The sequence below is a fragment of the Flavobacterium sp. PS2 genome (assembly GCF_046250155.1).
In the GTDB taxonomy this organism is placed as follows: Bacteria; Bacteroidota; Bacteroidia; order Flavobacteriales; family Flavobacteriaceae; genus Flavobacterium.
Genome location: NZ_CP176426.1, coordinates 3,781,313 through 3,800,369, shown reverse-complemented (window position 1 = coordinate 3,800,369; position 19,057 = coordinate 3,781,313). Strand labels below are relative to the sequence as shown.

General features: G+C 32.8%; 13 protein-coding genes and 3 tRNA genes. 7 read left to right on the top strand and 9 right to left on the bottom strand.

Annotation, left to right across the window (positions count from 1 at the left end; translation table 11 throughout):
• Window positions 1-76 precede the first annotated feature (76 nt).
• Complete coding sequence (locus ACJ6WR_RS16750) at window positions 77-1,258, bottom strand: Pycsar system effector family protein (RefSeq protein ID WP_409415879.1); 1,182 nt, start codon at window positions 1,256-1,258, stop codon at window positions 77-79.
• Window positions 1,259-1,283: 25 nt separating this feature from the next.
• Between ACJ6WR_RS16750 and ACJ6WR_RS16745 the strand changes: the two genes are divergently transcribed.
• Window positions 1,284-5,018: a metallophosphoesterase gene (locus ACJ6WR_RS16745; RefSeq protein ID WP_409415878.1), complete on the top strand. Its 3,735-nt coding sequence runs from the start codon at window positions 1,284-1,286 to the stop codon at window positions 5,016-5,018.
• Here ACJ6WR_RS16745 and ACJ6WR_RS16740 read toward each other — a convergent pair whose 3' ends face one another.
• Window positions 5,019-5,879 carry a hypothetical protein gene (locus ACJ6WR_RS16740; RefSeq protein WP_409415877.1) on the bottom strand — a complete coding sequence of 287 codons (861 nt, stop codon included), beginning with the start codon at window positions 5,877-5,879 and terminating at the stop codon, window positions 5,019-5,021.
• Between the two features lie 20 nt (window positions 5,880-5,899).
• Window positions 5,900-6,952: a hypothetical protein gene (locus ACJ6WR_RS16735; protein WP_409415876.1), complete on the bottom strand. Its 1,053-nt coding sequence runs from the start codon at window positions 6,950-6,952 to the stop codon at window positions 5,900-5,902.
• Between the two features lie 98 nt (window positions 6,953-7,050).
• Here ACJ6WR_RS16735 and ACJ6WR_RS16730 point away from each other — a divergent pair, with 98 nt between their 5' ends.
• The 3 genes from ACJ6WR_RS16730 to ACJ6WR_RS16720 are packed head-to-tail and all read left to right on the top strand — an operon-like array spanning window position 7,051 to window position 11,204.
• Window positions 7,051-7,962: an ABC transporter ATP-binding protein gene (locus ACJ6WR_RS16730; protein WP_039116072.1), complete on the top strand. Its 912-nt coding sequence runs from the start codon at window positions 7,051-7,053 to the stop codon at window positions 7,960-7,962.
• 3 nt (window positions 7,963-7,965) lie between these two features.
• Window positions 7,966-8,802, top strand: a complete 837-nt coding sequence (locus ACJ6WR_RS16725; protein WP_039116074.1) for an ABC transporter permease — start codon at window positions 7,966-7,968, stop codon at window positions 8,800-8,802.
• 26 nt (window positions 8,803-8,828) lie between these two features.
• Window positions 8,829-11,204 carry a choice-of-anchor L domain-containing protein gene (locus tag ACJ6WR_RS16720; protein WP_409415875.1) on the top strand — a complete coding sequence of 792 codons (2,376 nt, stop codon included), beginning with the start codon at window positions 8,829-8,831 and terminating at the stop codon, window positions 11,202-11,204.
• Window positions 11,205-11,363: 159 nt separating this feature from the next.
• Here the strand turns inward: ACJ6WR_RS16720 and typA are convergent, their stop codons facing one another.
• Window positions 11,364-13,160: a translational GTPase TypA gene (typA, locus tag ACJ6WR_RS16715; protein ID WP_039116078.1), complete on the bottom strand. Its 1,797-nt coding sequence runs from the start codon at window positions 13,158-13,160 to the stop codon at window positions 11,364-11,366.
• A 172-nt stretch (window positions 13,161-13,332) separates the two neighbouring features.
• On the opposite strand from typA, the gene ACJ6WR_RS16710 reads away from it, so the two are divergent.
• Together ACJ6WR_RS16710 and ACJ6WR_RS16705 are read left to right on the top strand one after the other, a co-directional pair.
• Window positions 13,333-15,045, top strand: a complete 1,713-nt coding sequence (locus ACJ6WR_RS16710; protein ID WP_039116079.1) for a PAS domain-containing protein — start codon at window positions 13,333-13,335, stop codon at window positions 15,043-15,045.
• A gap of 1 nt (window position 15,046) precedes the next feature.
• Entirely contained in the window at window positions 15,047-15,463 is a 417-nt protein-coding gene (locus ACJ6WR_RS16705; RefSeq protein ID WP_039116081.1) for a response regulator, read from the top strand.
• Between the two features lie 106 nt (window positions 15,464-15,569).
• Here ACJ6WR_RS16705 and rpsT read toward each other — a convergent pair whose 3' ends face one another.
• From rpsT to proS, 5 genes are all read right to left on the bottom strand, one after another.
• Complete coding sequence (rpsT, locus tag ACJ6WR_RS16700) at window positions 15,570-15,821, bottom strand: 30S ribosomal protein S20 (RefSeq protein WP_035622425.1); 252 nt, start codon at window positions 15,819-15,821, stop codon at window positions 15,570-15,572.
• A 154-nt stretch (window positions 15,822-15,975) separates the two neighbouring features.
• Window positions 15,976-16,047 (bottom strand) — tRNA-Glu (locus tag ACJ6WR_RS16695).
• Between the two features lie 45 nt (window positions 16,048-16,092).
• Window positions 16,093-16,164 (bottom strand) — tRNA-Glu (locus ACJ6WR_RS16690).
• Between the two features lie 46 nt (window positions 16,165-16,210).
• A tRNA-Glu gene (locus ACJ6WR_RS16685) sits at window positions 16,211-16,282 on the bottom strand.
• Window positions 16,283-16,358: 76 nt separating this feature from the next.
• On the bottom strand, window positions 16,359-17,837 hold the full coding sequence (gene proS / locus ACJ6WR_RS16680; RefSeq protein ID WP_039116082.1) for a proline--tRNA ligase: 1,479 nt from the start codon (window positions 17,835-17,837) through the stop codon (window positions 16,359-16,361).
• Between the two features lie 101 nt (window positions 17,838-17,938).
• Here proS and ACJ6WR_RS16675 point away from each other — a divergent pair, with 101 nt between their 5' ends.
• Window positions 17,939-19,015: a hypothetical protein gene (locus ACJ6WR_RS16675; RefSeq protein WP_409415874.1), complete on the top strand. Its 1,077-nt coding sequence runs from the start codon at window positions 17,939-17,941 to the stop codon at window positions 19,013-19,015.
• Window positions 19,016-19,057 lie beyond the last annotated feature (42 nt).

Genomic DNA, 19,057 nt, shown 5'->3' with positions numbered 1-19,057 from the left:
CTAAAATTTTTTTTTAGAAGCGAAAGCGAAATGCACTAAAGCACATAGTTTTAAACTATATATAAGACCAATAAACCTAAAGCGTTCTAAAAGCAATAACGAATGCTAAGACTGTAATGATAATACCAATCATAAAAAGATTGTAAGCAACTCTTAGCAAGCGGTATTTTCTTTCGAGTACAACTCCTAGATAATATAAATCTTTGATCATTGTACCGTATAGATAATCTTTGTCTTTCATCATTTCGTTCATTGCCCACTCGTACTCGTGTAAAGGCATTTTATAAAAATTCCCGAAGAACAATAAATTGATTTTTTTTGCTTCGATATCTTCACGCGTAAAAACTCCAGTTGTAACTTTCGGTCTTGTCGAAAGTATGGCAAAAATTATAGTAATAACACTCGATATCAACATTATAAAAGTGGGAATTACTAAATGTGCATTCTTAGGACTATCTAATTTGGGAATAATTGTAGAAAGTGCTATCGAAATAATAATAGCATTTACAGACAAAAGAATATTGGCTTTGCTATCGGCAATACCACTTAATCGGGTATGATTACCAAGTGTTACTCTAAAAAGAGTATCAATTCCTCTATCAGGTTTTTCTAATTTATTTTTCTTCTTTTTAGTTACTTCTCCTAACTCTTCGCTAATTTTCGATTCTTGCTTATCCATTTTTTTATGAATCTTTTTTAAATTTTTTTCTTTCAAAGGTTGCCATTTTTCTTTGGCATAATCAGTATAAAAATGATGTTTATTTTCTAAAAAGTCCAAATTTACGATTGCCCATTCTTCATCCGAAAACACTTTGTTTTCAGTATTTTGCCACTCCATTCTTAAACATTCACAACTGCTAACATACTCGCTGGTTGTAATATGAACATAATCAGCATCTTTTATAATTTTTTCTAAATGAGTATTAGGCTCATAACATTTTGTAGTTGCTGCTATTAAATCTGAAACATTTTTGATAAACTCAAGAGATTTATTTTTATCACTTAAAAAATCGGTTACTATTCTTACACTCTCTTTTTCATGATTGTTATTCCCTTTAATATACCCCGTATCATGAAACCAAGCCGCAACCAAAAGCATCTCTTTATCATCTACCCCTACATTTTCATTGGCACACAGCTCTTTAACAGCATTTACAACATTCGTTGTGTGGTTAAAATTATGGTATGAATATAAAATAGAAAGTTTATCTTTGAGTAAGTTATAAACAAAATCTTCGGACTGCTCTAATAGGGTCATAAACATATTTTTATACTACTAAATTATGAAATTGTTTTCGGATAATCATTTTATAAATAAGATTAACGCTTATTTAATTGGAATTTCAGGTTTATTTTTAATTCAATCTTGTGCAACACATCACGCCCAATTAGGTAAAGATGTCAAAAATCCTATTTCACAAAACGCATTAGATACTTCAAAAATTGCCCATACTTTATATTTAGTTGGAGATGCAGGAAATGCTGACGAAGAACAAGCGCAACAAACGCTTGAGCTTTTGCATAAAAGACTTCAAAATTCAAATACAAACTCAACCCTTTTATTTTTGGGCGATAATATTTACCCTAAAGGTTTTCCTAATACTGACAATCCTGAAGCAAAAGCTCTCGCCGAAAAAAAACTAACAAACCAGCTAGAATTAACTAAAGGTTACAAAGGAAAAACAATCTTTATTCCTGGTAATCACGATTGGTATAGTGGAATTAAAGGAATGGAACGTCAATCAAAATTTGTGACTACCTACCTAAACGATAAAAAAGCATTCTTGCCACAAAAAACTTGTGCTATCGAAGAATTAAAAATCAATAAAAAAACTACATTAATTGTTATAGATAGCCAGTGGTTTCTGGAAGATTGGGATGATAATCCAACTATCAATGACAATTGCGACATTAAAACTCGTGAAGCCTTTTTTGATGAACTGGAAAGTATCTTAAACAAAAATCAAGACAAAACTGTTCTTATTGCAGTTCATCATCCTTTAATGAGTAATGGTACGCATGGAGGTCAATTTTCTTTAGAGAAACAATTATTCCCTTTAGAACAAAAAATTCCGCTACCAGTAATTGGTTCAGTAATAAACTTAATCCGAAAAACATCCGGAGTAAGTCCGCAAGACATCCAAAATAAAACTTATACACAGTTTATAAAAAGAGTAAAAACGCTTTTACAAAGTCAAGATAATGTTATTGTAATTTCTGGTCATGACCATAACCTACAATACATTAACAATAGTAGTATTAAGCAAATTATAAGTGGTGCAGGTTCAAAATCTGAAGCTGCAAAAGCTGTATTCCCTAATGATTTTTCATACGGCGGAAATGGTTATGCTACATTGTCACTTTACAAAAATGGAGATACAAGACTTGCTTTTTTTGGTAACGAGAACAACAAAGAAAAGCTCTTGTTTGATCAGAATATTATAACAGTAAAAGATACTGTTTATCATGAGAATCTGCCAAGTAAGTTTAATGCAATTACCAAAGCTTCTATTTACTCGCCTGAAATGACTAAAAAAAGTATATTTCATAAATTCTTATTTGGAAAACATTACCGAAAATATTACAGCATGCCAATTGATGCTAAAACTGTTTCTTTAGATACTCTTTTTGGAGGTATAAAACCAAAACGCGAAGGCGGAGGACATCAATCTAAATCCTTACGAATTGTAGATAAAGACGGTAAAGAGTATGTAATGCGTGCTCTGAAAAAAAGTGCCTCCCGTTTTATTCAGGCCGTAGCATTTAAGGATCAATTTGTCGAAAATCAATTTGATAAAACCTATGCCGAGAACTTTCTATTCGACTTTTATACCACTTCTCACCCATATACTCCATTTGCAGTAGGTAATCTGGCAGATAAAATAGGTGTTTCTCATACAAATCCCGAATTATATTACATCCCTAAGCAAGAAACACTTAAAGGGTATAATTATAATTTTGGAGATGAATTATACATGGTCGAAGAACGCCCATCTAGTAGTCAGATAACTCAAAAAACTTTTGGTAATCCACTGGATATTATCAGTACCGATGATGTAATGAAAAATCTTCATAAGGATGAAAAATATACCATCGACGAAAAAGAATACATAAAAGCAAGATTATTTGATATGCTTATTGGCGATTGGGACAGACATAATGATCAATGGCGTTGGGGCGAATATCATCAAGGTGATAAAATAGTTTACAAACCAATTCCCAGAGATAGAGACCAAGCTTTTACAAAATATGATGGAGCATTACTTTCTCTTTTAATGCATATGCCTGCATTACGCCATATGCAAACGTTTAAAGATGATATTAAAAATGTAAAATGGTTTAATCGTGAACCTTATCCACAAGACATTGCTTTCCTTAAAACGGCTCATGAAAAAGACTGGATTGATCAAGCCAAATACATTCAGGAGAATCTTAGCGATGCCGATATTGATGCAGCTTTTAATAATTTACCGAAAGAAGTACAAGATGGAACTATTACTGACATTAAACGCAAATTAAAACTAAGAAAAAAAGAACTTCAAAAATATGCGACTGAATATTATAAGGTTTTAGAAAAAACTGTTTTAATAGTTGGAACTGATAAAAAAGATAAATTTATAATCACGCATAAAGCAAAAAACAAACTCGATGTAGATGTATATCGCATCAAGAAAACAGGAGAAGAATTTCTTTATACCAAAAATTTCACTGCAGGAAAAACTAAAAACCTTTGGATTTACGGATTAGATGATGACGATGTTTTTGAAGTAAAAGGAGATTATAATTCTCGAATAAATATTCGTTTAATCGGCGGACAAAATAATGATACCTATGCTGTAACTAACGGAAAAAGGGTGAAAATTTATGATTTTAAATCAAAAAACAATACATACGATTTAGATTCTAAAACCAAAACAGTGCTTACAGATGATTATGATACAAACCTTTATGACTATCAAAAAGTAAAATACAATGCTTTCTCTGGTTTGCCTTTTGGGGGTTATAATCCAGATGACGGGGTAAAACTGGGCATTATTGCAAACTATACTGTAAACAGATTCAAGCAAAATCCATATACTCAAAAACACATATTAAAGGCTAATTACTTTTTTGCAACCAATGGGTACGAACTTATTTATGATGGGCATTTTCCTAAAGTTTTAGGCAAATGGGATTTTGATATCCAATCGATTTTAACCAGCCCTAATTTTACGATTAACTATTTTGGTTATGGTAATGAAACCGTTAATAACGATGAGGATTTAGGTATGGATTATAACCGTGTTCGTATGCGAGCTCTAAAAGTAACCCCATCTATTAAAAAAGTAGGTAAATATGGTAGTGAAATAAACTTTGCCACAACTTTTGAAAAAATCAGAATCGAAGAAACCTCTGGAAGATTTATAAATGTTCCAGGAGCTGCTAATCCTGATGTTTTTCAGAGTCAGCAATTTGCTGGTGCAACAGTAAAATATAGTTTTGAGAATTACGACCTAGTGTCATTCCCATCTATGGGATTTGGATTTTCGGTAGCCGGAAGCTGGAAAATGAATCTGGATGATAGCAAACAAAATTTCCCAACATTAGAAAGTAAAATCAACTTTAATCATAAAATTGATTCTAATGGAAAGTTTGTTTTTGCAACTATTATTAAATCAAAAATTCTCTTTAATAATAATTTCGACTTTTATCAAGGAGCAACTTTGGGCGGAGATTACGATTTAAGAGGTTACAGAAACCAACGTTTTTTAGGAAACCAATCTTTTTATCAAAGTAGTGATATCCGTTGGAATTTAGGAAAAATAAGAAAAAGTATTTTACCTATGTCTTACGGAATTCTTGGCGGATTTGATTATGGTCGTGTTTGGGTTACAGGAGAAGATTCTAACAAGTGGCACCAATCCTTTGGGGGCGGTTTATGGCTCAACGGATTGGATGTGATCACTGCTAGACTTACTTATTTTAAAAGTGTAGACGAAAGAGCTAGAATTGCGTTTGGTATAGGGTTTGGGTTTTAATTATTTTTTAAAACTATACTCATATACCTTACCTCCTATTTTTTTTGTTTTTTCATCAGCTATTAATAACGTTTTATTATCCTTAAAGGCAACAGCTTCTTTTTGAGAAAAATGATCTAGATCAATTTCTGTTTGTGTTCCTTTAAGGAAATTATCTCCTTGAAAACCTTGAAAAAGTATTATTTTATCATGACATAGAATAACTACTTTTTTAGCATCTGGACTAATTGCAGCACTAGTAATTGCACAATGATTGTAATTACTGCATGTTTTAAACTTGCCTAGTAAAGTCGCTTTTTGCTTTCCGGCTGCATTTGGTATTTTATAAATAGAAGCTGTTCCGTCAAAATTCTTGCTTCGGTTTTTAGTAAATAGATAGAAGTTATTATTAAATTCGAAAAAACCTTCGACATCGTAAAACATTTCGGTTTTCTTAGGAGGAAAATCTTTTTGTTCAGGATATGCAAATGAAATTTTATAACTAGAAACAGCATTTTCTTTTCCTAAAGTCGATTTATCGATTTTATAAATACATAAATCTTTACGAATGTTATCGTTGTTTCCAAAATCGCCAATGTATAAATTCCCTGCTTTATCTTTGGTAATATCTTCCCAATCTACATTTGTTGCATTTGTAATAGTTACCGTTTTTGCTATTTCGCCTTGAGCGTTTAGTCCATAAATTTCATTAGCATTACCACTATCTTCTAATGTCCAAAGTGTACTATTTTCAGGAGAATAAATTATTCCTGAAACTTCTTTTAATTTTTTAGGCAAAGAATACAATGTTTTTAATACAGTAGAATCTTGCTGACAAGCCAACAAAATAAATGCAACAATAATTGAGATATAATTTTTCATATAATAAGTAATTTAAGATTCTAGATTAAATTAGTGTTTTTAAAATTCCTAGTGATAAAACCAAATGCAGCCGACATAATATGCCCCATTGATTTTGCATTTTTAAAATTCAAATCATTAGTATAACGATACAATTCCATTTTTAGTTGATTCAAATTTGCTTCAGGCGAAATATTATCTTCGCACATAATATGCAATAATTTTTTGATTCTGTTATCTGCCGAGTGAATACGCTTGGCCAAAATAGCCCGCTCTTCATCTTTATACTGAACAATTGAACGCTCTTCCAATTTATCTTTGACTAACAAAATCATTGGGTAATTCTCCTTGAAAAACTGAGGACGATAAACTTTAAAATTCCCTTCGTAACATTGTTGATCAAAATCGATTGGGCGAATTTTATATACTACTTGGTCAAAATCATGAATTGGGACAATTACATAATTATATGCCCGCATATCTCCCAAAAGCCTAATCATACAACGCTCATTAAACTTCACAAACTCTTTGGCGATTTGAGATTTTTCGGTTTCCGTACAATTTTTAAGCAATGTGCTCATAAAAATATCCCCAGGAATACCAATTATATGTTCCTCGATTAAAGTGTCTTTATAAACCAAAAAATTTATTTTATCCGGGGATAATATTTCTTCTAATTCAAGACCATAGATTCGAGAAGCATCTGCCTTTTTTATATAAAAATGCACATAATTATCATTTAATATATTTCGCACTTTAATCCTGAAAGGCTTTGAATTTCCAAACGTACAGTAATCTATCGCATCTACATTTAAGAACTGAATAATATCTGTATTACCATCGGAATGCAAAAGAGAGTAGATTTTTTTTAGATTTAAATCAATTTCATTTCTTTCAAACTCATTATAATAAACCCGAATCCACAAAGTATCTTTATCATTTTTATCATACACCGTTACAGATCCGGAAAACCGCAATAAGTCATCATAAAAAACCGAAACTTTTGAGATTCGTTCATAACGCTCTAAATAATCCAAAAGCGAATTTGTTAATGGATAAGATGGTTTTTTAAAAAACATTAAAGGCTCACTCATTTTGAATATATTTGATACAAATTTACATTAAATAAAAATTGAACAGTAACAAAAACTAAACTCACACGTCTTACTAAAAACTAAAACCTCAAATAATTTTGGAAACAATACTCACAATACAGAACCTTCATAAAAGATATGGGCGTATTCAGGCCCTTAAAGATATTTCTTTTGAGATTCAAAAAGGCCGCGTTTATGGAATTCTAGGCCCTAACGGAAGCGGAAAATCTACCACTTTAGGAATTGTTTTAAATGTTGTAAACAAAACTTCTGGTCAATACAGTTGGTTTGGTGGACAAGTGCAAACTCATGAAGCATTAAAAAAAGTAGGAGCCATTATCGAAAGACCTAATTTTTATCCATACATGACTGCCGAAGAAAACCTGAAATTGGTTTGTAAAATTAAGAGTATCGATTATTCTAAGATAAACGAAAAATTAGAGTTGGTAGGTTTAAACGAAAGGAAAAACAGCAAGTTCAGTACTTTTTCGTTAGGAATGAAACAACGTTTGGCTATTGCATCGGCTTTATTAAATGACCCTGAGATATTAATTCTGGATGAACCTACTAACGGTTTAGATCCGCAGGGAATTCATCAGATTCGTGATATTATCAAAAAAATAGCTTCACAGGGCACAACAATTTTACTTGCTTCCCACTTATTAGATGAGGTTGAAAAAGTATGTTCTCATGTTGTTGTTTTAAGAAAAGGCGAAATTTTATATTCTGGTCCTGTTGGCGGAATGTCAGCAAATGAAGGTTTCTTTGAGGTTCAATCAGACGATACTGAAAAATTAATTACTGTAATCGAAACTCACCCTGCAGTAGACCGTGTTGCTAAAGAAGAAGGAAAAGTTTTAGTTTACTTAAAAAATGATTTAAGCGCAACAGACTTAAATAAATTTTTATTTTCACAAAACATTACTCTAAGTCATTTAGTAAAACGTAAAAATAGTTTAGAAGAACAATTCCTAGAACTAACCAATAACGCTTCTGCAAAAAATAATTAAACCATGAACAGACTTCTCTCTATAGAACTACAAAAAATCTGGAAAAATAAAGCCAGTCGTATATTAACATTAGCCTATTTTATCCTTCTTTCATTTATCGCATTAATTGCCTCAATAAAATTTGATTTAGGTGTTTTTAAATTTCATTTGGCCGAAATGGGAATTTTTAATTTTCCTTTTATTTGGCATTTCAACACTTACATTGCTGCTTGGCTAAAGTTTTTCTTAGCAATTGTAATCGTATCTATGATGGCCAATGAGTATAGTTACGGGACATTAAAACAAAATCTTATCGATGGATTAAGCAAGAAAGAATTTATTTTATCAAAATTCCTAACAGTAGTTTTATTTGCTTTTTGCTCAACCGTTTTTGTATTTATAATGAGCTTAATACTTGGATTATGCTTTTCTTCTTATACTGAAATTGGAATCATATTTTCAGGAATGGAATATCTTTTGGCCTTTTTTGTAAAACTAACAGGCTTCTTTTCTTTCTGTTTATTTTTAGGCATATTAGTAAAACGTTCAGCATTCGCTTTAGGATTTCTGTTAGTTTGGAGTATTCTAGAAGGTATTTTAAAAACTGTGTTTGCTTTTATACTCTTTCCTGGAAGCAAAATTGCTGATTATTTAATTAGATTACTTCCTCTAGAAGCCATGTCTAATTTAATTATTGAGCCATTTTCCCGATTATCAGTTATAAAAAGCATTGGAGAACAGATAGGTGTTGAAAACACAAAAAACTATAGTGTAGACTATATTTCGGTTATAATCGTTCTAATCTGGACATTACTATTTGTTTTCTTCTCTTATAAACTACTAAAGAGTCGAGATTTGTAGTATATTTGCTATATTTTTAGCAAATCATGGAATCAAAAAAATTAATAATAGCGAGTTTATTTATATTTTGCTTTGGAATAAAAGCCAATGCACAATACATAACTGTTGATGATACAAGAACCGCACAAGACTTAGTAGAGAGAGTATTAGTTAATAGTTCTTGTGCGACTACATCGGATCCTAAAGCATCGGGAGATAATTATACTACTGGAAGAAAAAGTTATGCTTACTTTACTGCTGGTACAAGTAACTTCCCTTTTAAAGATGGTGTCCTACTTAGTACCGGAACTAGCCGAAACTCTGTGGGGCCTTTTAACAAAAGTAATGGTGGTAACTCAAGCCCCTTGTGGGCGGGAGATGCAGATTTAAATCAGGCATTGGGTATAACTACCTCCATAAATGCTACCGTTTTAGAATTTGATTTCACACCATTAACAAACTTTATAAGCTTCAACTATATTTTTGCTTCAGATGAATACCAATCTTACTACCCATGTGAATATTCAGATGGGTTTGCCTTTCTTATAAAAGAAGCAGAAAGTACAGGCCCTTATAAAAACTTGGCAGTGTTACCCAACACCGATTTTCCTGTTTCATCTACTACAGTTCACCCAAAAATAGATCCTGCCGAGGGAAGAAAAGGATGTCCTCCTGAAAATGACAAATACTTCAATGGATACAACTCAACAAATCCAATTTCCAGCCCTGTAAATTATGCTGCACAAACTGTTGTAATGAAGTCAGAAAGCGATGTAATTGCTGGAAAAACATATCATATAAAATTAGTAATTGCCGATGATAGAAACATATATTATGATTCTGCTATTTTTCTTGAGGCCGGTAGTTTTACTTCTAAAATCAACTTGGGTATAGATCGAGATTCAAGCACAGACAATCCTGTATGTTATGGCGAAGAAGTAATACTAGACACAAAACTTGGTTCGCCTGCAGGAACAAACTACGCTTACGAATGGTATAAAGATGGTATAAAAGATGCTGCTGCAACAGGTCCTACCTACACCGTTAAAGAGGGTGGCACATATAGAGTAAATGTTCTTATGCATCCAACAACCTGTGAAGCTGATTCCGAAATAAAAATAGAATATGCTCCAGAAATTGTAGTTACTAATAGCACATTGGTTCAATGCGACATAGACACTGATGGATTTACAACCTTTAATTTAACCAAAGCGGATGCACTAATAAAAAACAACGACCCAAAGGTAACTGTTGTATATTATGAATCATTATCTGATGCTGAGGCTAAACTAAATCCGATTCTCAATCCTACAAATTACACCAACACACAACATATTGATGCGCTACCAGCTAATGGAGTAGATCAACAAATTCTTTACGCAAGAGTCGAAAACAAATATGGTTGTAGTAAATATGCCGAACTTTCTTTAAAAATTGCTGGTAACATTGTACTCTCTCCACCTCCTATTGAAGTATGTGATCAAGATACTGATGGGATATATGAATTTAATTTAAACACACAGGTTACCCCACAGCTTTTAATTGGATTGCCTACCGGATTATTGGTCAATTATTATTTGAGTAGCAACAATGCTATCACTGAAACAAATCCTTTACCGAATAATTTTAAAAACACAATTCCTTTTGGTCAAACAATATATGCTCGCATCCTTAATGGTCCTGATTGTTATGCTGTAACTCCAATAGAATTGATAGTACATGTATTTGATCCCGTTAATTTTGGTGATGAAACTGAGTATTTATGTAAAAATGCTACAATCTATTTATCTGTAGCAAATGGATTTGAAACTTATCAATGGAATGGTCCATCAGGCCCAATATCTACCTCTGCATCTATTCCGGTAAACACCCCAGGTAATTACTCTGTAACAGTATCAGATGTAAATGGATGTTTGAAAACAAAGAAGTTTAAAGTCATAGCTTCTGATGTAGCAGTAATTACAGGAACACAAGTCAAAGATTTTTCTGCAAATGAAAATTCAGTTTTAATAGAATATACAGGAATAGGAAATTATGAATTCTCATTAGACGGAGAAAACTATCAAGCTGAGCCTTTATTCAAAGGTACTCCTGCGGGGATTTACAATGCCTTTGCAAGAGATAAAAATGGCTGTGGAACAACAATGTCTGCTCCTTTTTACGTTCTTGACTACCCAAGATTCTTCACCCCTAACGGAGATGGCTATAATGATACCTGGAGAGTTAAGTATCTGGAGCATTTACCTGACTATACTATTTCTATTTTTGATCGTTATGGCAAATTATTAAAACAAATGAATACCCTTAGCATGGGATGGGATGGAACTTACGGAGGTCGCCAACTACCATCAGATGATTATTGGTTTACATTGAAATTTGTAGATGGAAAAGAAGTTAAGGGACACTTTAGTTTAAAGAGGTAAAAAAGAAAGGAGATTTCAATCAAAAAAATCCAAATTCCAATACTTGACAATGCAAAGAATTTCAAATATTAAATTCTAAATTCCAAAAAATTTTTAATCAAAAAAAATCCCAAACTCCTTAATTGGAATTTGGGATTTTTATATTGAAATTTAAATCTTTTAGATTTTAAATCTTTTTCTATCAGTTTCAGTCAAATAGATTTTTCTCAAACGAATAGATTTTGGAGTTACCTCTACATATTCATCTTTTTGAATGTACTCTAAAGCTTCCTCTAATGAGAAAATAATTGGAGGGATGATTCTTGCTTTTTCATCATTTCCAGATGAACGAACGTTAGATTGTTTTTTCTCTTTAGTTACGTTCACACACATATCATCAGCACGAGAGTTTTCTCCAATTACCTGACCTTCGTAAATTTCAGCATTTGGTTCAACAAAAAACTTACCACGATCTTGTAATTTATCAATAGAATAAGGAATAGCTTTTCCTTTTTCCATAGAAATCAATGAACCTTTGTTACGTCCAGCAATTTCTCCTTTGTAAGGCTCATATCCAATAAAACGGTGAGACATAATAGCTTCACCAGCAGTAGCTGTAAGTAATTGATTTCTTAAACCAATAATTCCACGAGATGGAATATTGAATTTAATAATCATACGCTCGCCCTTAGTCTCCATACTCAACATTTCACCTTTACGAAGTGTTACAAACTCAACTGCTCTACCTGAAAGATTTTCTGGTAAATCGATTGTTAACTCCTCAATTGGCTCACATTTTTTACCATCAATTTCTTTGATGATAACTTGTGGTTGACCGATTTGTAATTCGTAACCTTCTCTTCTCATTGTTTCAATAAGAACAGATAAGTGAAGTACTCCACGACCAAAAACCATGAATTTATCAGCAGAATCAGTTTCACCTAACTTCATAGCTAAGTTTTTCTCTAATTCTTTTGTCAATCTTTCTCTAATATGACGAGAAGTTACAAATTTACCCTCTTTACCAAAGAAAGGAGAGTCATTAATTGTAAACAACATACTCATTGTAGGCTCATCAATAGCAATTGTTTGTAAAGCTTCTGGATTTTCAATATCAGCGATAGTATCACCAATCTCAAAACCTTCAACTCCAATAATCGCACAGATATCACCTGCAATAACTTCTTCTACTTTTTTACGACCAAGTCCTTCAAAAGTGTGTAATTCTTTAATTCTTGATTTTATAACTTTACCATCTCTTTTTACCAAAGAAACTGCCATACCTTCTTTTAAAACTCCTCTTTCAAGACGACCAATAGCGATACGACCTGTAAATGCAGAGAAATCTAAAGATGTAATCAACATTTGTGGAGTTCCTTCAGAAACTTTAGGAGCAGGTACATTTTTGATTACCATGTCCAATAAAGGCTCAATGTTTTCAGTTTGGTTTTTCCAATCGTCAGACATCCAGTTGTTTTTAGCAGAACCATAAACAGTTGGGAAATCCAATTGCTCTTCAGTAGCTCCTAATTCAAACATTAAGTCAAAAACTTTTTCATGTACTTCTTCTGGAGTACAGTTTTCTTTATCAACTTTATTGATAACCACACAAGGCTTCAATCCTAAATCAATTGCCTTTTGTAATACAAAACGAGTTTGTGGCATTGGTCCTTCAAAAGCATCTACTAGCAAACATACACCATCGGCCATGTTTAGTACACGTTCTACTTCACCACCAAAATCGGCGTGACCAGGAGTATCAATAATATTGATTTTTGTTCCTTTATATTGAACTGATACGTTTTTAGAAGTAATAGTAATACCTCTCTCACGCTCTAAATCATTATTATCAAGAATTAAATCACCTGTGTTTTCGTTGTCACGAAATAACTGACAGTGATACATAATTTTATCAACCAAAGTGGTTTTACCGTGATCGACGTGGGCAATAATTGCAATATTTCTAATAGATTCCATCTGAGATTTTTAATGGGTGCAAAGGTACACTTTTTTTTAATATAAAAACTATTTAGACAATAGTTTACATATTCTTAACTGATTACACCCAAAAAATAGTTTTAAATCAAGGCTTTTAAATATCTTATAATTGATGTTTAATAATTTGGTAATTATTAATTATATTTGAGTAATGAAAAACAAAACCAATCAAATTACATTAATTTACTTTGTCATTTCTCTATTTCTGGCAATCATTTGCCATAAATACCTGCTTAACAATATCTCAAACACGCAATACTACTACTTCAGCTTCATAAAAGACCTAGTTTTCATCATTTTAACAGGTTTACTTTACAGGTTTATCCTATCAAAAAACGACGCCAGAAACATTACAGTGTTCGAAAAACTAAAGAAATCGAATGATGAAATCAAAGAATCAAATGAGAAATATAATATAGTTGCAAAAGCAACCAGCGACACTATTTGGGACTGGAAAATTCAAGAAGACAACATCACCTGGAATAAAGGAATTGAAAATGTGTTTGGGTACAAACCTGAAGAAGTTGGAGACAATTCCAGATGGTGGTTTGACAAAATTCACCCAGAAGACAGCATCAGAATGTCAGTAAAACTATATTCATTTATAGAACAAAAAACCGAAAAATGGCAAGACCAATATCGTTTTAGATGTGCCGATTCTACTTACAAATATGTTCTTCACCGAAGTTTTCTCTTAAAAGACGAAAACGGAAGAGCCATTAGAATGATTGGAGCTATACAGGATATCACAAAGCAAAAAGAAGAAGAACAACGACTAAAATTACTAGAAACAGTAATTACTCAATCCCGAGATTCTATACTAATTACCGAAGCAGATTCTCATGACGGTAAAATCCCACGAATCGTATATGTAAACCCATCTTTTACCAGAATGTCAGGATACCAATCCGAAGAAGTAGTAGGCAAATCTCCTAATATCTTTAAAGGCCCTAATTCTGACTCAAGCGAGCTTCAAAAATTAATAAAAGCAATAAAAAACAAAGAAGAATGCTTAATAGAAACCATTAGCTATACCAAAAGCAAACAAGAATACTGGGTTCGTTACTCCATGATACCTATTTTTAATGCCGAAAATATAGTTTCGCACTGGATCTCAATACAAAGAGACATAACTGAAGAGAAAAAACTTGAAAAAGAAAAAGAACACCTTATTCGAGAACTAACTCAGAACAATAAAGACTTAAAACAATTCTCATATATAACCTCACACAACCTTAGATCCCCTTTATCAAATCTAACTGGACTACTAAACCTTATAGAAGATATTCCAATTGAAAACGAAGAATTAAAAGAAATCTTAAATGGCTTCAACAAATCGACTCATTTACTAAACGAAACAATCAACGATTTAGTAAAAGTTATCATAATCAAAGACAATCCATCGATACAAAAAGAAGAAGTTTTACTAAATGAAGTTTTCGAAAATGTCTTCAATCAGCTAAACTTTCAAATTGAATTATACAAGCCAATCATAAAACTAAAGTTTGAAAAAGTAACCGTATTAAACATAAACAAAGCATACATAGAAAGCATACTACTAAACCTATTAACCAATTCTATCAAATACAGATCTGAAGACCGTAAATTAAAAATTACCATTTCGGCCAATCAAATTGATGACAGTATAAGTTTAATATTTAAAGACAACGGAATTGGAATTGACCTTGAAAGAAACAGAGATAAAGTTTTCGGACTTTACCAAAGATTCCACAACTATCCCGACAGTAAAGGACTTGGCTTGTACCTTGTAAAATCTCAAGTCGAAACAATGGGAGGCACAATTAGCATAGATAGCGAAGTCAATAAAGGAACTTCATTTACTCTAATATTCAAAAATAAATAAAATGTTTGATCAAATTTTATGCATAGACGACGACCCCATAGCACTAATGCTATGCAAAAAAGTAATCACCAAAGCTGCATTTTCTAATGAAATAATAACCGCACAAAACGGAGAAGAGGCTTTATTATACTTCAACACCCTTAAGTACAACACCAAACCCAACGATCTTAACAGCAAAAAACCAAGACTTATCTTCTTGGATTTAAATATGCCCGTAATGGGAGGCTGGGAATTTCTAGACCATTTCTCTACAGCTAACTACTCAGACTTCAACACCATCAACATAATCATACTATCCTCTACTATAGATCCAGATGACCTGGAAAAAGCAAAAAAATACCCCATGATACTTGACTTCCTATCAAAACCCATCACCCTACAAATGCTTGAATACATAAAAGACAAAATGGGTATTTAAACGAAAAACTCCTTAATAATTAAATTACTAAGGAGTTTTTTTTTTAGAGCATAAAAAAAGCTCTCCAAAAGAGAGCTTTTTAATATATTTTAAGCAAATTGTATGATTACAATTTAGCTACATGTTTCGTTAATTTAGATTTTAAATTAGACGCTTTGTTATCATGAATGATATTCTTTTTCGCTAATTTATCAATCATAGAAATTACAGTTGATAATTTTGAAGTAGCATCTTGCTTATCAGTAGCTATTCTTAATGCTTTAATAGCATTACGAGTAGTTTTATGTTGATATCTGTTAAGAACTCTTCTTTTTTCGTTACTTCTGATTCTTTTTAACGCTGACTTATGATTTGCCATTTTTTTTTAATTTTAGATGTAATAATTATTATAAATACTAGTTAAAAAAGAAAAGCCTCCCACAATTGTAAAACAATCACTTTAGCTTTAACTAATAAAACAAAAACCGAGACACCAGCTTCTATTTTACAAAACTTATTTACAACTAATTTAGTAGTCCGTAAGGGAATCGAACCCCTGTTACCAGGACGAAATCCTGAAGTCCTAACCCCTAGACGAACGGACCAGTATTCTTCTAAGTTTTTAATAAATTATTCAAAAGTTGAAATTGTAGCCCGTAGCGGAATCGAACCGCTCTTACATGGATGAAAACCATGCGTCCTAACCGATAGACGAACGGGCCATTTTATTTTCAATATTCAAATAACTTTTAACCTGCAAAAAAGTAGTAGCCCGTAGCGGAATCGAACCGCTCTTACATGGATGAAAACCATGCGTCCTAACCGATAGACGAACGGGCCTGCTTCTGTATTGCGGTTGCAAAGATACAACTGTTTTTTAGATGCACAATAGCTGAAGCAAAAAAAATTAAAAAAATTAATATGCCTTAGCAAAAAGCACTCTTCTTGAAGAAGAATTACCAGTAAACACACAGGTTCCCGCCTCTTCTACTCCATCCAAAGGAATACATCTAATTGTTGCTTTCGTTAAATCTTTAATCTTCTCTTCTGTAGCCGCAGTACCATCCCAATGAGCTGATACAAAGCCACCTTTATTCTCTAAAACATCTTTAAACTCATCAAAATTATTTACCTCTGTAATATGAGTATTTCGATAATCTAATGCTTTATTATACAAATCAACTTGAATTTGACTCAATAAATCGTTCACATAAGTCACAATTCCATCTTTCGAAACTGTTTCTTTAGTTAACGTATCTCTTCTTGCAATTTCAAAAGTTCCATTTTCTAAATCTTTAGGACCAACCGCAATTCGAATCGGCACTCCTTTTAATTCATATTCATTAAACTTAAATCCTGGCTTTTGTGTAGTTCTATCATCATACTTCACAGCTATATTCAGTTTTCTTAACTGAGAAACTAATTCATTTACCACAACAGTAATTTCACCTAGCTGCTCATCTGTTTTATGAATAGGAACAATCACTACTTGTATAGGTGCTAAATTTGGAGGCAAGACCAATCCTTTATCATCTGAGTGCGTCATTACTAAAGCTCCCATTAATCTCGTAGAAACTCCCCAAGAAGTTCCCCACACATATTCCTGCTTCCCTTCGGCATTTGCAAACTTCACATCAAATGCTTTTGCAAAGTTTTGTCCTAAGAAATGAGAAGTTCCTGCTTGCAACGCTTTACCATCTTGCATTAATGCTTCAATACAATAAGTTTCTTCAGCACCTGCAAATCGTTCCGTTTCTGTTTTTATTCCTTTTACAACTGGAATCGCCATAAAATTTTCAGCAAAATCAGCATATACATTCATCATTTTCTCTGACTCTTCAACAGCTTCACTTTTCGTAGCGTGGGCTGTATGACCTTCCTGCCACAAGAATTCGGCTGTTCTTAAAAACAATCGAGTTCTCATTTCCCAACGAACCACATTTGCCCATTGATTAATTAATAAAGGCAAATCACGATATGACTGTACCCATCCTTTATAGGTAGACCATATAATAGCCTCACTTGTAGGACGAACAATTAACTCTTCTTCTAGTTTCGCATTAGGATCAACCATAAGCTTTCCTGGCTTATCGGGATCATTCTTTAATCTATAATGAGTAACAATAGCACATTCTTTTGCAAATCCTTCTGCATTTTTCTCCTCAGCTTCAAACATGCTTTTTGGAACAAATAACGGAAAGTAGGCATTTTGATGTCCTGTTTCTTTAAATTTTCGATCTAACTCAGCCTGCATTTTTTCCCAAATAGCATATCCGTACGGCTTAATAACCATACATCCTCTAACTCCTGAATTCTCGGCTAAATCCGCTTTTACAACCAGCTCGTTATACCATTTTGAATAATCTTCTGATCTTGTAGTAAGGTTCTTACTCATATTGAATAGTTTGGCACAAATTTTGTTTAACTTATTTTAACTAAATAGTTCCACAAAACTAACTATTTTTGTATTGTCCAACAATAAAAAAATCCACAGATATGAAAACTAATATTTTTTTCCAAAAAAACACGGCTCTTTTTTCCATTACAGCCTTATTGTGTTTTCTAGTAACTTCGTGTGGTTCTTATCAAAATAGTTCTTATTATGACAACGATGGCATATATAGAACATCATCTAATAATTACACAGAAAGAGTTACTACTAGCAGCACCAATAATCAATACAAAGATTATTTTAGCTCCCTACAAAACAATGACGAACCTACAGAAATCTTTACAAATGTTGACAATTATGGTTCTTATAACGAATCTGATGACAGCATAGCAAACTCAAGCATTAGTTATGCAGGTTGGGGAAGCAATGTTCAAGACGTATCTGTAAACATATACCCTAATACTTGGGGATTGTCTTTTGGTTTTGGTTACCCTTATTATGGTGGCTTTGGTTACGGTTACGGTTGGGGTTACCCATATTATGGTGGCGGATGGGGCTACCCATCGTACTATCCTTATTATGGATACAGACCTTATTATGGCGGATACCGATACAACGACTACTCTTATAACTATGGCCGCAGAGGTTCTTACTATAATAATAGCGTAGGCCGTAATAATAGTTATTACAACAATAGAAGTTATTCTAGAAACTCTAACTACTCTGTAAACAGAAGAGGAAGTAGCGATTATACTAATTCCCGAACTACAAACTTTACCAACAGAAGAGGAAACAGTAACTATACCGACTACAGAAGAAGTGATTCTCAGAACTCTAACTACAACACTAACAGAAGAGGAAATACCAACTCAAATTATACAGATTACAGAAGAAACGACTCTTACAATACAACAAGAAATACCAACGGTAATTCTAATTATACTAGAAGAGATCAATCTTCGGGTTCACAAAACAGCACTTACACCCCAACACGAAGAGATAACAGCGGTAGCACTCCAACCAGAAGCTATAATCCTGGTTCATCTAGTCCAACTAGAACCTATACCCCTTCTAGCTCTCCATCCAGATCATACAGCCCTAGCTCATCAGGAGGCAGCGGAGGAAGAATGTCTGGCGGTGGCGGAGGCGGCGGAAGATCTTCTGGCGGCGGAAGAAGATAATTTACATCTTCTTTAAAACGAATTAAAACCTATTTATCTGAA

Coding starts and splice junctions, on each gene's coding strand:
- ACJ6WR_RS16750 (WP_409415879.1), bottom strand. CDS start 1,258: ATGACCCTATTAGAGCAGTCCGAAGATTTTGTTTATAACTTACTCAAA.
- rpsT (WP_035622425.1), bottom strand. CDS start 15,821: ATGGCAAATCATAAGTCAGCGTTAAAAAGAATCAGAAGTAACGAAAAA.
- ACJ6WR_RS16675 (WP_409415874.1), top strand. CDS start 17,939: ATGAAAACTAATATTTTTTTCCAAAAAAACACGGCTCTTTTTTCCATT.
- ACJ6WR_RS16725 (WP_039116074.1), top strand. CDS start 7,966: ATGAACAGACTTCTCTCTATAGAACTACAAAAAATCTGGAAAAATAAA.
- ACJ6WR_RS16740 (WP_409415877.1), bottom strand. CDS start 5,879: ATGAAAAATTATATCTCAATTATTGTTGCATTTATTTTGTTGGCTTGT.
- ACJ6WR_RS16735 (WP_409415876.1), bottom strand. CDS start 6,952: ATGAGTGAGCCTTTAATGTTTTTTAAAAAACCATCTTATCCATTAACA.
- typA (WP_039116078.1), bottom strand. CDS start 13,160: ATGGAATCTATTAGAAATATTGCAATTATTGCCCACGTCGATCACGGT.
- ACJ6WR_RS16745 (WP_409415878.1), top strand. CDS start 1,284: ATGAAATTGTTTTCGGATAATCATTTTATAAATAAGATTAACGCTTAT.
- ACJ6WR_RS16710 (WP_039116079.1), top strand. CDS start 13,333: ATGAAAAACAAAACCAATCAAATTACATTAATTTACTTTGTCATTTCT.
- proS (WP_039116082.1), bottom strand. CDS start 17,837: ATGAGTAAGAACCTTACTACAAGATCAGAAGATTATTCAAAATGGTAT.
- ACJ6WR_RS16705 (WP_039116081.1), top strand. CDS start 15,047: ATGTTTGATCAAATTTTATGCATAGACGACGACCCCATAGCACTAATG.
- ACJ6WR_RS16720 (WP_409415875.1), top strand. CDS start 8,829: ATGGAATCAAAAAAATTAATAATAGCGAGTTTATTTATATTTTGCTTT.